Raw genomic sequence first — 12,909 nt, forward strand, 5'->3', positions numbered from 1 at the left:
TGGCTCCCGCCGCCGAAGCCTCGGCCATGTCTATGACCAACAAAGAAATAAAAGCGCTTATCTCGCTGCTCGATGATCCGGAAATAGCGCCTCAGATTCAGGGCACTATCCAGAATCTGGGAGAAAGTATCATTCCGTTTTTGGAAGAATCGTGGGAAGAAACGCTGGACCCGCAGCAACAGCAACGCCTCGAAGACCTCATTCATAACCTGCAATTCGATGGGCTGAAGCAGCGCCTGCGCGTGTGGCGCGACACAGGGGGCGACAGTCTGCTAGAAGGCATGTGGCTGCTGAACTCCTACCAGTATCCCGATGCCGATTTTCAGGCTCTGAACCGCGCCATTGAGCAGCTGCGCTTCGAAGCCTGGACCCAAATGCGCCCCGGCATGCACCCCGCCGACCAAGTGCAGGTCCTCAACTACGTGTTGTTTCGTACGCACAAGCTGGCGGCCAACACGCAGAATTTCCACTCGCCGGCCAACTCCATGTTGCACTTAGTGCTGGAAACCCGGCGCGGCAACCCGCTCACGCTCTGCGTAATCTACCTACTGGTGGCACAGCGCCTAATGCTGCCCATCTACGGCGTGAACCTGCCCAACTTGTTTGTGCTGCTGTTTCGCCCTACCAACCCCAACGTAGAGCCGTTCTACATCAACTGCTACAACCGCGGCCTGATCCTATCCCGCACCGATATTGAGCACTACATTGCCCAACTCAACCTCACGCCCAACGAAGTGTTCTTCGAGCCCTGCTCGCACCTCGACATCGTGCGCCGTGCCCTGCGCAACTTGCAATTGAGCTTCGAGAAAATGCAGGAACCTGCAAAAGCTGGCGAAGTAGCTGAATTGCTGGCTATCCTGACAGACGAAGGTGAACCGCTGACGGATAATGAAGGGGAGGAGTAAGGGTAGGAAGTTTGTGAGGGTATGGGGGTAGGAAGTAAAGGAGTGTGTCATCCTGAGCTTGCGAAGGACCTTCTCACGGCAGAACGACAAGCGTACCAACGACTCGTTCTGCCGTGAGAAGGTCCTTCGCAAGCTCAGGATGACAGAATATATCTATTCACCCTCCTAATTGCTACCTCTAAAACTTCTTAATCAAACAACCCGCAACGCGGGTGTCGGCTATGCCGGCGGGGCGGCCAGCTAGCAGGTTGTCGAGCACCTGGGCGAGGTAGCGCTGGCGCACGTCGCTTTCCACTTGGGGGTTGTCGTCGATGGCGCCTTTGTAGCGTACGGTGAAGCCGTTACCGGCGGGTTGGAGCACTACTACCTCTGGGGTTTTGGTGGCGCCGAGCTGGTTACTCACCTTCTGGCCTTCGTCGGTGAGGTAGGTGATGTTGTTGCTGTCGCTTTTCAGCACGAGCTTTTGCGCGTCGCCGGCCGCATCTATGTTGATGGGGGCATCGATATACAGAAACTGCACGCCTTGCCCGCCGTACGTGGAGGCCAGCGCATTGAGGCGACCTTGGTACGACTTGGAAAAGGGGCAGTTCTGGTTGATAAACACCACCACCACGGCCTTGCTGCCAGCGTAGCTGCTGAGCGACACCGACGAATTAGCCGCGTTTTTCAGCGTGAAATCGGTGACGGTGCGCGTGCCTTGGGCGCGCGCTACCCCTATACCCACGGTGCAAAAAACCAGGGTAGCAGCAGCGAGAAGCGAAAGTCGGCGGAAAGACATAGCGGGAAGTAAAAGGTGAGAAGCGTCGATTATGGAGTTCCAGCGCAAATGGCTATTGCTCCAAGTTCATCAATTCAACGCAATACGTGAGCACATAGCCGGGCGCCGGGCGCAAGTAGGTCAGCTGGTGCTGGCTGCGGGAGTTTTCGAGCAGCAGGTGAGCCGTCAACTCGCCTGCCTCCCGCAGCCAAAACGGGTCGAGCAATAATTGCTCTTTGAACACCAGCCCCCGGCGACTATGCAGCTTATAAAGCGTCTCCTTGGCACTCCAATAGAGACTGTATTTGGCTGCATCGTCGCCGGCATCGGCCCGCTCGGCTTCCGATAGAAACCGTGGGGCCAGTTTTTGTGCTTTTCCACGAATTAATTCAACATCTATGCCAACTCTGCCTTGGGCCGCAACTATTCCGGCCACCCACTCGCCGGAGTGCGACAGCGACACGGCGTAATGGGGTAGGGCAGGGAGATAGGGGCGGCCATTGGCGTCATTGGCCAGGGTCGCGGGGGCGGCCGTCAGTTCGGGAAGCAGCGCGTGCAACAGCAAGCGGCCCGCGGCCCACTGCGCCGCCCGGGTAGGGTCGCGGCCGGCCGGGTACAGGGCCTGGTACACAGTAGGGTAGGGGAGCTGCGGCAGCAGTTCGGCGGTGGTTTCGGTGAGGCGCCACAGGCCGAGGATGGCGCCGTGGGGCAGGGGAGTGATGGAGTGCAGGGGCATAGGGTAGGAGCGCCGCCCACCCGAAGTGGCGCGGCACAAGCAAATCTGGCGTAATTTCGCCTAAATTCTCGTGCGCATGTCCGTTCCCGCTCGTCCTCAGGTCCAGAAACTCGCTACCCTCACTGGGCACCGCGACTGTGTGTATACCCTGAGCGGCGGCCCCGACGACGCCACGTTTTACTCGGCTGGGGCCGATGGGCTGGTAGCAAGTTGGAACGTGCTGGACCCCGAAGCCGACGGCACGCTAGTAGCGAAGGTAGAGAAATCGGTGTATGCATTGCGCTACCTGCCGGGGCGGCAACTGCTGGTACTGGGGCACAATTACGAGGGCGTGCAGGTAATTGATCTGCACAACCGCCAGTTGGCGCACGCCACGGCCCTACCTCCGCTGGCTATCTTCGATCTGGCGTACTCCGAGGAAGCGCAACGCCTGTTTGTGGCCCTGGCCGATGGCACGTTGGCCGTGCTGCGCGCCGCCGATTTCAGTCTGGAAAAGCTCCTGCGCCTCGCCGACAAAAGTCTGCGCTGCCTGGCCCTGCACCCTACCCGCCCAGAGCTGGCCGTAGGCAGTAGCGACGCCACCGTGCGCGTGCTGGACGTGCACACGCTGGATGCCCTGCACACGCTCTCCGACGCCACCAACTCCGTTTTCACCGTGGCCTACTCCCCTGATGGCCGCTACCTGCTGGCCGCCGGCCGCGACGCCCACCTGCGTCGCTACGACGCGGCCGCTGGCTACGCTCTAGCCGACACGGTGGTAGCGCACATGTTCACCATCAACCACCTCACGTTCTCCCCCGATGGCCGCTATTTGGCCACGTGCAGCATGGACAAATCCATCAAGCTGTGGGAGGCCGATACGCTGCGCTTGCTGCGGGTGGTAGACCGGGCACGCCACGCCGGCCACGGCACCTCTGTGAACAAGTTATTTTGGTCGGGGCAGCAAAATCGGCTAGTTTCGTGTAGCGACGACCGCAGCCTGGCGGTGTGGGAGCTTACGTGGGCTGACAGCTGATGGCTGTTAGCCGTTGGCTTTATGGTGGATAACCACGCAGCGTATAGCGATGCTGCAATAGATTGTCAGGTTGTGACGTATTCCTACTTCACGCAAAGGCTGCTGGCTATGAGCTAACAGCTACTAGCCAACCGCTACACATGAAAATATCTGCCCTCGACATTCGGCAAAAGACCTTTGAAAAAGCCTTCCGAGGCCTTGATGCCGACGAAGTAAATGCCTTCCTACTCACGCTCTCGCAGCAGTGGGAGCGGATGGGCGACGAAAACCGCGACCTGCGCAACAAACTCGACTACGCCACGCAGGAAGTGCAGAAAATGCGCGAGATAGAAAGCTCGCTCTATCGCACCCTCAAAACCGCCGAGGACACCGGCCAGAATATCACCGAGCAAGCCCAGCGCAACGCGGAAATACGTCTGCGCGAGGCCCAACTACAAGCCGAGGAACTGCTGTCGCAGGCCCGGCAAAAAGCGCGTACACTGGTAGAAGATGCCTATAAGCAAGCCGAGCGTAGTGTGACGGAAATGCAGGTGGAGGTGAGCCGCCTCAACCAAGAGCATCAGCGCCTGGAAGGCGCGCTGGATTCCCTGGTGCGCGACTTGCAGCACTTGGCTACCGACACCATGGAGAAGGCCGAAAAAGCCCGCAACCGACCTAAAGGCGGCACGGCGGCCATCCTTTCGCAAGCGGCTAGCGTAAAGGTGAGTAAACCTGAACATTCACCTGAAGCCACTCCCACCATGCATATTGACACTGCTGCCACTTCCTCGGCCGCTGCCGTAGGCGGCGCGCTGGTTGCCACCCAATTTGGTAGCGCCGCTGTTACCACTACTCGCCCCATTGGCCCGCAGCCCGGCGCCTATAATCCCAAGCCCGGCCAGCAACCCGACCCCGGTGCGCCCGCGCAAATTCCTGGCCCGGAAATCAGCCCCGACCCTATCCCCAATGAAAACCCAGGCCAGGTGCCGCCCTCGCGCATTGACGAGCCGGCTCCCTCGCGCATCATCGAGCCCGACTCGCCTAACGTAGAGCCCGTGCGGCCCGATATTCAGCCCGTAGGTCCTAGCCACCCCGAGATTGTGCCGCCGGCCCCCGCGCCGCAGCCCGGCACGGGTAGCCCTGGTCCAGGCTTTAAAACTGAGCCAGCTGTAGCCGAAAAGTCATTTTTCGACGAGATTTAGAGATACTAAGCGCCTGTCATCCTGAGCGGAACGCAGGGCCCTCTCACGTGCGAACGAACCGTTGTTGCGCTTGTCGTTCAGACGTGAGAAGGTCCTGCGCTCCGCTCAGGATGACAGGCGTTTTTACTTACTATTCAACCAACTCCAACACTCATCATTTCACCATATGGGCCAGATTGCGCTGGAAGGCATGGAGTTTTTCGCTTTTCACGGCTACTACGACGAAGAGCAAAAGATCGGCAACAAGTATGGTGTCGATCTGTATATCGACACGGACTTACACGCCGCCGGGGCTTCGGATAAGTTACAGGAAACCGTGAATTATGAAGTGCTGTACCGGGTGGTGTCAGAAGAAATGCAGGCACCCGCCCGCCTACTTGAGCACCTCGGCCATCGGGTGCTAGACCGGGTGCTGGCCGAGTTTCCCTACATCCACGGGGCGCGGGTAAGCGTGTCGAAGTTCAACCCACCGTTGGGCGGCATCTGCCACCGTGCCCGCATCACGCTGGAACGCACGCGGTAAACTTGTTACCGCGTGCGTTTCGGTTTATCGGCCTCGCCAACGGGCATTCCACCACTGCGGTAAGTGAACTCCAGGATACAGCCGCTGATGGCTGCTTTCTTCGGGTCTTTTTTGGAGGGGCCGGAGCTAATGGCAGCACTGTCTAAGGCCAGGTAAATCTTGCGTCCATCGGGCGAAAGGGTCACGTCGCGGTAGCGGGCAGGTGCCTGGAAGTACATCAGCGTGTCGCCGCTGATACTGTTGCCGGCTGCGTTCAGCTTCAGTCGGATCAGTTTGCCGTGCTTCAAGCCAGGAATTAAGAGCGAGTTTTGCCAGCCGGGAATGGTCGTTGCGGTGTACATGGCCAGGCTGCTGGGTGCTTCAGAAAACCACTGCATTTTCTCGGGCTTGGGGCGCTGCTCGTTGCGGTAGAGCTTTTGCAGAAAGGCAGCAGAGCTTGGGTAAAGCGTCTTGATGGGGTCGCGGTAGGTGCCTGGCCCAATAGCGTCTGCATTGGCCCGCTCACTGCCGATAGTAGGGTAAGTAGTATGCCAGCGACCCGGTAGCGAATCGTGGTTGCTGACGCCCGCAGCCAGCCCATCGTAATTGCCATCGGCGTAGCCAAGAACGAGCGGGTGGCCATAGTTTTTGCCTTTCTCGATAAGGTTGATTTCATCATCGGAGTAGGGGCCGTGCTCGGAAGAGTAGAACCGGCCGGTGCCGCCTATTTCCGCATAGGCCAACCCTTGCGGGTTGCGGTGCCCATAGCTCCACACGGCGTTTTGTCGGGCTCCCGTAAACGGGTTGTCGTTTGGAATCCATTGGTCGGTAGGGGTAGGGTCGGTATCGGTCTCCAGGTTGAAGCGCAACAGTTTGCCTTCGTATCTACTGATTTCCTGCGCATGGTTGGGGCGGCCGCCGTTGGAGAATTGCCCGGCGCCCAAGTCGCCGGTGGATAGAAACAGATAATCTTTGCCTTCAACGGGCGCAATGAGTAGGCGGCCGGCCGTGTGGTCGTTGCTGCTGGGTAGGGTATCGCAGAGGGTCACGGGCTTGCCTAGCGTCTGGGCCTGGCGGTTGTACTCGTAGCGCACCAGCTTGGCGGTGAAGAAACTGCCGCCGTAGTTGGGCTTGCTGCCTTTGCCTTTCTCAGCAGCGCCCGCAAAATGGTAGATATACACCAGGTATACGTAGGGCTTGCCTTGCAATAGTTGCGGGTGCAGCGCCATGCCCATCAGGCCACCTTGCGGCCAGGGCTTGCCACCGTCGAGACTATCCGGGATTTTATCATAGCGCGGAAAGTTCTTGGCATTGTGGAGGTCGAGCAAGACGGTTTTGGCGCCGTTGGCCGGGTTGATGCGGCTGACGCGGTAGCCGCGGGCTTCCGTAATCCAGAGGTAGTTATCGGGTCCGTAGGTCACTTCCCACGGGTCGCTGAGTCCTTTGGCTACGATACGACGAGTGAACTTCTCGCCCGCGGGGCCCGTGAAGTTAGTTTGGGCGTGGGCGGGTAGGTAGCTAACCAATAAGCACAGGTACAGAAGCAAACGAAACATGGCAGAAGAAAGGAAGAAGGCAGATCAGCTGAACAGGTGAATAGTGCCTGGTTAGCAGCAGGAAAGAATAGGCATCTGCATACACGTAATCCACGGCGCGGTGTTATGGATGAGTTATAGGATATAGCAGAAGAGAAATATTTTTTGCGGGGCTTGTAACGAATGCCGAAATCGACGGTACTCTCTTCAACTCTCCCTCAAACGCCTACTTTCCGCCGTGCATAGCCCCAGCGACGAAACCTTGATGGCGCAGGTCCGCGACAACGACCTCGATCAGCTCACGCCGCTGTTCGAGCGTTACCAAGGACCGCTGTTTGGGTTTCTGCTGCGACTGACGAATGACCGCGACACGGCGCAGGACCTCGTGCAAAACGTGTTTCTGCGGGTGTTGAAATACCGCGCCAGCTACCAACCGGCCCAACCGTTCCGGGCGTGGGTGTACCAGTTGGCCCGCCACGTGCACGCCGACCACTGGCAGCGACAGCCCGTGCCGGCCGGCGACCTGGAAACGGCCGAGCGCACGCCTACCCTGCGCCGCGCCGCTCTGGCCGGGGTGGCAGCCAGCTCCGATGGTGAGCACCTGCAAGAGGCCCTAACGCTGCTACCCGAAGCCCAACGCGAAATCCTGGTGCTGCACCGCTTCCAGGGCTTCGACTACGCCGAAATAGGGGAGATGCTGGGCTGCTCGGAAGGAACTGCCCGCGTGAAAGCCCACCGCGCCCTGGAGGCGCTCCGCAAAATTTACTTCAGCTAATACTCTGACTGCTCTGTGATGCCCGACGATAACAACCACTTCCTCACCTCACCCGAATGCGCTGCCTTGGAGCCCTTGCTGGCCGACTATGCAGCTCAGGCCCTGCCGCCGGCCGATAGGGCACGGGTAGCAGCACACTTGCCCCAGTGCCCCAATTGTCAGGCACGGGTAGCTCAGTATGCCACTTTGCTGGACGCATTCGAAGGCCAGCCGCTTGCCATGCCGCCACTCGCTCTGCGCGACAACTTTCTGGCTATGCTGAACGCGGAGAAGGAATTGCTACCCACCGTTGCGCCGGTAGCAGCGCCTGAAAAGCAGCCAGTACCGTTGTATCCGTCGGCGGCGAGCAATACTGCATTGTGGCTGCGCATTGCCGCCAGCATAGCGCTGTTGGCAGTAGGTACCGTGCTGGGGCTGCTCCTAAACCGCTCAGCCGTGCCGGTGGTAGCGGTTGCGCCTGCCAAAGAAGCGCAGACCTTAGCGGCGCAACTCACAGCAGCCACCCAGCAGCCTGCCACCGCCAGTCACCGCATTCAGCTGGTGAGCGACGCTCCCGGCAGCACCCGCCCCGGCGACCCTACCGTGCTAGTGCTCATCAATACTCTGAATGCCGACCCAAACCCCAACGTGCGCCTGGCCGCCGCCGAAGCCCTCTACCGCCTGCGGGCCGATTCGTTGGTAGGGCCAGCTCTCATCCAGGCCCTACCCGTGCAGACCGACCCTAACGTGCAGATCACGCTGATTGAGCTGCTGGTGAAGCTGCGCGACAAGCAGGCCCTGCCCCAGCTCCGGCGCCTCTCCCAACGCCCCGACGCCCTACCCGCCGTGCGCGACCAAGCCAAGCAAGGCGTCAGCCTCCTGATTTAACCAGAACGGTCTCTACACTGTCCCATTGATTCGCCTACCCTGTAGCGCCAGCAATAGCGACATCCTTCAGCAAAATTTTCTCTCTCACGCAGTGCTATCTACCGAAGTCCGCGGCTTCGGATGGTTGCTTCCTGCTCTTCCTCAACGTCAACTCTCCATGAAAAAGCATCTGTTTCTCTTGTTCGTCAGCGTGCTGGCTGCCTGCTCAACCGTTCAGGCCCAGGAATTCAAAATCAAACTCACTGGTAATGAATGCAAAGTGGTTATCGAAATGCAGAATAGTGACCACGTAACCGTAGAAGGCTACGATGGCGACGAAGTACTAATCAAGGGTGAAGGGGGTAAGGCCACCGAGGAGGCGCCCAAGCGCGCCGAAGGACTGCGGCCCGTGTACAACTCCACGGTAGATAACACCCGCCTGGGGCTAGGTGTGACCAAAGAAGGCAACACCGTTCGTATCGTGAAAGCCTCGCGCCGAGAGGGCGGCTACGTGATTCGGGTGCCGCGCACGGCCGATGTGGTGTATCGCGAGGCCCAGTGGGGCGGCAACCACGTGCTGCTGCAAAACCTGCAAGGCAAGCTGGAAGTGATGATGAAAAGCGGCGATGCCAAGCTCCTGAACGTGACTGGCCCCGTGGTAGCCAACAGCACCAGCGGCGACATTACGGTGGTGTACTCCACATTGAAGGCCGGCCCCAGCTCCATCAGCAACATCAGCGGCGCTATTGATGTAGCCATGCCGGCCAGCACCAAAGCCTCCCTGACCATGCGGACTATTTCGGGCGAGGTATACACCGACTTCGACATGGCCCTACCCAAGCCGGCCAATGCCAACAGCCTCGTGCAGATTGGCGGCCAAACCCTCAACGGGGCCGTGAACGGCGGCGGCACGGCCATTTCGCTGAAAAACGTGAGCGGCGACGTGTACGTGCGCAAAACCAAATAGCTCTCAGCATCAGAGTATAGTCTTTCTTCTCACCAGCTATTCTTCTTCCCATGTTTCGTTTTTTGCTACTGCTGTCGGTCCTGGTAGGGCTGAGCAGCCTGGGGGCGTACGCCCAAAAAGTACTGGAACAAACCGCTTCGATGAAAGCCGGCCAGCGGCTGAATTTGGAGCTGAAACAGGCGTCGACCATTAAAATTCATGCGGGCAGCGGCTCGCAGGTGGTGCTGCGCGCCACGGCTACCATCAACGGCGGGCAGTTGAACGACGCGCTGCTGCTCACGACCAGCAAGACCGACGAGGAAGTTACCATCACCTCGGCCTTCGATGATAACCTGGTGAAAAACAGCCAGGGCGCAGAGTGTCCAGACGGGCAGGGCTACACCCGGTGGGGCGGCAGCTGGCGCAATGGCAAAGCAGAAGGTCCGGCTTTGTGCTTCAAGATTGAGGTAGACGTGACGGTGCCGGCCGGCGTGGCGGTGCGCGTGAACACCATCAGCGGCAATATTGAGGTAACCGACCTGACGGCTCCGCTGGAAGCCAAGTCGATTAGCGGCTTCGTGGATGTGAGCTGGCCGGCCCGACAGGGGGCCGAGGTAGCGTTTAAGACCATTACCGGAGAGGTGTATACCGATCAGGACATTGCCTTCGTCAACCGCAAAGAGAACCCTATTGTGGGCTATCAGCTACGCGGTACGCTGGGTGGCAACGGTGGCCCCGCCGTCCGCCTCGAATCCATCAGCGGCGACGTGTTCTTTCGTAAGCGAAAGTAGATAATCGGACTTGTGTAACCCTAACAGGGGCTTGAAGCCCTGTCAGGGTTGTAGGTGCCGGGCGGCTTCCAGCAGAATAATATTTTAATCAACGAAATATTTCGTAGATGCTATTGTATTTATAGGAACCGTACTATATGTTTGTATTACGAAACTATTCGTACTGACAAAATAGCTCGTATACTTTCTCGCTGGCGTGCCTGTTGAGATGCCTGTTATCCGCCTTATTCCTATTCCATCGGCTCCACTGCCAGGCACCGCGCAACTGCTGTAGCGTTGCTTTCTACTACCCCTCTGCCTTCTTGCTGCTACTGCCCGCTTAAGTGGTAGTACGGTCCACTACGTGCCTTCATTAGAGCCATTTGGCTCCTTATAACTCCCTGATATGATGAAATATATCGCTCTGTTGTGGGTGCTGCTGGGCGTGCTGTGCCCGGTTGTAGCCCAAACCACTAGCACCAGTCGCATTACAGGCACGGTGCTCAACGCCACCACCAAACAACCCGTGGAATTTGCCACGGTAGCGCTGCTGAGCAAGGCCACCAGCAAGCCACTGGACGGGACCGTTTGCAACGACAAAGGCGCTTTCGTCTTTGAGAAGGTAGCACCGGGCGAGTACAGCGTTTCCATCAGCTTTGTAGGCTTTGAGACGAAGGTGGTGGAGAACGTGACACCGGGCGCGGCAACTGTAAACCTAGGCCAAGTATTGCTGACACCTACCACGCAGCAACTGGGTGAGGTGCAGGTGGTAGGGCAAAAGGAGCTAGTAGAAACCCACGCCGACCGCATCGTCTACAACGCCGAAAAAGACATCAGCAACGCGGGCGCCACGGCCGCGGAAATGCTGCGGAAGGTGCCATTACTTACGGTTGACAACGACGGCAACGTGGAGCTACGCGGCTCTACTAGCGTGCGGGTGCTCATCAACGGCAAGCCCAGTTCCATCCTGGCTAGCAGCGTGGCCGACGCCCTGCGCCGCCTACCCGCCGACAAGGTCAAAGCGGTGGAGGTAATTACGTCGCCGGGCGCGAAATACGACGCCGAAGGCTCGGGTGGGGTGATTAATATTATTCTGAAAAAGAATGACTTAACGGGGATGACAGGCTCGATAGACGCCACGGCGGGCACGCGCTATAGCAATGTCAATACAAACCTGACTATTCGGCGGGGGAAGCTGGGTATCACGTCCGAAGCGGGTTCTTATGCTCACTACAACCGCAGCCGGGGCAGCATCGACCGCACCGATTTTCTAGGAGACAACCAAACGGCCCAACTTAGCCAGCAAAACAGTCGGCGCAACGGTGGTGGTGGCATCTACGCCCGCCTGGGCTTCGACTACGACCTGACCGAAAAGGACGCCGTGACCGTGGGCGCCTACACCGACCTCTACCGCTCTACTGCCACGCAGCACCTGGCTTCTACCTACGTGGCGCCGCTGAGCTTCGACCAGTTTGCCCGCGACATTCGCCGGCCGTGGGGAGCCAACTGGTGGCCAGAGCTGAGCCTGAATGGCAGCTACACGCACACTTTCAAGCCGAAGCACGAGCTGAGCCTGCTGGCCCTGCAAAACTACGTGTCGAACACCTCTGCCTATAACCTCGACCAAACACGCCCCGAGCAGGGCCTAGACTACCTCGAAACCGGCAACAACCGCAGCCGCAGCCGCGAAACCACCCTGCAACTCGACTACACCCAGCCCCTCGATAGCACTAGCGTGCTGGAGCTGGGCGCCAAAACCATCCTGCGCAACGAGCAGAGCGACTACCGTATCAGCGCCGATAGCCTCAATGGGGAAGGGTTTGCGTTATTGCCGTCGCGCTCCAACGAGTTCAACTACCAGCAAAACGTGGTGGCTGGCTATGCTTCCTATGGTCTGCGCTTGCTCCGAAGCTATAACCTGAAAGCCGGGGCAAGGGTAGAGCACACCCGCGTGGATGGCGACTTCTTGACCAGCAGCACCAGCGTACGGCAGCGCTATACCAATTTTATTCCTACCCTGAACATCTCCCACGAATTTGGTAAGGAAAAGGAGCACAAGCTGAATGTGGGCTACTCGCGCCGGCTCCAGCGTCCATCTATCTACCTGCTGAATCCCTACATCGATGTGAGCAATCGGCGCGTGGTGAGCACCGGCAACCCCAACCTGACGGCCGAACTGACCAACGCCTACGAGTTGGGCTATAGCACGACCATCCAGAAAACCACGCTGAACATGTCGGTTTATGCGCGCAGTGCCAGCAACGCGTTTCAGCGGGTGGCGCGCACGGTGCCCACCAGCCAGGTTTTCCCTACCGATACCAGCAATACCACGGTCTTCTTTACCAACCCAGAAAACGTGGGCCAGCGCGCTACCTACGGCGCCAACGTGTATGGCTCGACCAAGCTGACGGATAAATGGACGCTGAACAGCAGTATCAACGCCTATTACGTGTCGGTGAAAAGCAAGGAGCTGGGCGCTTCCAATCAAGGCTGGGTCTACAACGGTAACCTCACGTCTGCTTGGACCTTCGAGCATGGGTTGAGCGCGCAGGCTGCCGTATATATCAACTCGCCGCGGGTGTTTCTGCAAGGCCGTACCAACGGCAACGTGTGGCACAACCTGTCGGTGAAGAAAGAGCTGTTTGACAAGAAAGGCAGCCTCACGCTGGGCCTCGACAACCCATTTGCCCGCACCATTCGCTTCCGCACCACCATCACGCAGGCAGACCTGTTTTCCTCCCAAGAAGTGACCTACGCCTACAACCGCGCCGTGCGCCTGAGCTTCAACTGGCAGTTCGGCAAGATGGATGACGCACCCAAAAAAGCCCGCAAAACCATCAGCAATGATGATCGGCAAGGTGGGAAGGGATAGATGGTGAGTAGTGAAATGGTGCGTTAAAACTCGGCTGTCATCCTGAGCTTGCGAAGGACCTTCTCACGC

General features: G+C 58.7%; 12 protein-coding genes. 9 read left to right on the top strand and 3 right to left on the bottom strand.

Annotation, left to right across the window (positions count from 1 at the left end; all coding sequences use genetic code 11):
* Window positions 1-26 precede the first annotated feature (26 nt).
* Complete coding sequence (locus J4D97_RS20295) at window positions 27-905, top strand: transglutaminase-like domain-containing protein (RefSeq protein WP_347879374.1); 879 nt, start codon at window positions 27-29, stop codon at window positions 903-905.
* A 178-nt stretch (window positions 906-1,083) separates the two neighbouring features.
* On the opposite strand, the gene J4D97_RS20300 is transcribed toward J4D97_RS20295, so the two are convergent.
* Window positions 1,084-1,683 (bottom strand): redoxin domain-containing protein, encoded by a 600-nt coding sequence (locus J4D97_RS20300; RefSeq protein ID WP_208309162.1) that lies wholly within the window; start codon window positions 1,681-1,683, stop codon window positions 1,084-1,086.
* A 52-nt stretch (window positions 1,684-1,735) separates the two neighbouring features.
* The gene (locus tag J4D97_RS20305; protein ID WP_208309163.1) at window positions 1,736-2,398 is read right to left on the bottom strand and encodes a 4'-phosphopantetheinyl transferase family protein; all 663 of its coding nucleotides are present in this window, start codon (window positions 2,396-2,398) and stop codon (window positions 1,736-1,738) included.
* A gap of 76 nt (window positions 2,399-2,474) precedes the next feature.
* Between J4D97_RS20305 and J4D97_RS20310 the strand changes: the two genes are divergently transcribed.
* From J4D97_RS20310 to folB, 3 genes are all read left to right on the top strand, one after another.
* Entirely contained in the window at window positions 2,475-3,413 is a 939-nt protein-coding gene (locus tag J4D97_RS20310; RefSeq protein ID WP_208309164.1) for a WD40 repeat domain-containing protein, read from the top strand.
* 140 nt (window positions 3,414-3,553) lie between these two features.
* Window positions 3,554-4,594, top strand: a complete 1,041-nt coding sequence (locus J4D97_RS20315; protein ID WP_208309165.1) for a DivIVA domain-containing protein — start codon at window positions 3,554-3,556, stop codon at window positions 4,592-4,594.
* A gap of 166 nt (window positions 4,595-4,760) precedes the next feature.
* A complete protein-coding gene (gene folB, locus J4D97_RS20320; protein WP_208309166.1) occupies window positions 4,761-5,117 on the top strand; it encodes a dihydroneopterin aldolase in 357 nt (118 codons plus the stop codon).
* A gap of 5 nt (window positions 5,118-5,122) precedes the next feature.
* Here folB and J4D97_RS20325 read toward each other — a convergent pair whose 3' ends face one another.
* Window positions 5,123-6,652 (bottom strand): PQQ-dependent sugar dehydrogenase, encoded by a 1,530-nt coding sequence (locus tag J4D97_RS20325; RefSeq protein ID WP_208309167.1) that lies wholly within the window; start codon window positions 6,650-6,652, stop codon window positions 5,123-5,125.
* Between the two features lie 217 nt (window positions 6,653-6,869).
* On the opposite strand from J4D97_RS20325, the gene J4D97_RS20330 reads away from it, so the two are divergent.
* From J4D97_RS20330 to J4D97_RS20350, 5 genes are all read left to right on the top strand, one after another.
* On the top strand, window positions 6,870-7,406 hold the full coding sequence (locus tag J4D97_RS20330; protein WP_208309168.1) for an RNA polymerase sigma factor: 537 nt from the start codon (window positions 6,870-6,872) through the stop codon (window positions 7,404-7,406).
* Between the two features lie 18 nt (window positions 7,407-7,424).
* Window positions 7,425-8,273 (top strand): HEAT repeat domain-containing protein, encoded by an 849-nt coding sequence (locus J4D97_RS20335; protein WP_208309169.1) that lies wholly within the window; start codon window positions 7,425-7,427, stop codon window positions 8,271-8,273.
* A gap of 157 nt (window positions 8,274-8,430) precedes the next feature.
* Entirely contained in the window at window positions 8,431-9,219 is a 789-nt protein-coding gene (locus J4D97_RS20340) for a DUF4097 family beta strand repeat-containing protein (protein WP_208309170.1), read from the top strand.
* 50 nt (window positions 9,220-9,269) lie between these two features.
* Entirely contained in the window at window positions 9,270-9,989 is a 720-nt protein-coding gene (locus tag J4D97_RS20345) for a hypothetical protein (RefSeq protein WP_208309171.1), read from the top strand.
* A 385-nt stretch (window positions 9,990-10,374) separates the two neighbouring features.
* Window positions 10,375-12,840, top strand: coding sequence for a TonB-dependent receptor domain-containing protein (locus J4D97_RS20350; protein WP_208309172.1), 2,466 nt, complete (start codon window positions 10,375-10,377; stop codon window positions 12,838-12,840).
* Window positions 12,841-12,909: the final 69 nt, after the last annotated feature.

Origin of the sequence: Hymenobacter defluvii, assembly GCF_017589435.1 — a bacterium.
Taxonomy (GTDB): domain Bacteria; phylum Bacteroidota; class Bacteroidia; order Cytophagales; family Hymenobacteraceae; genus Hymenobacter; species Hymenobacter profundi.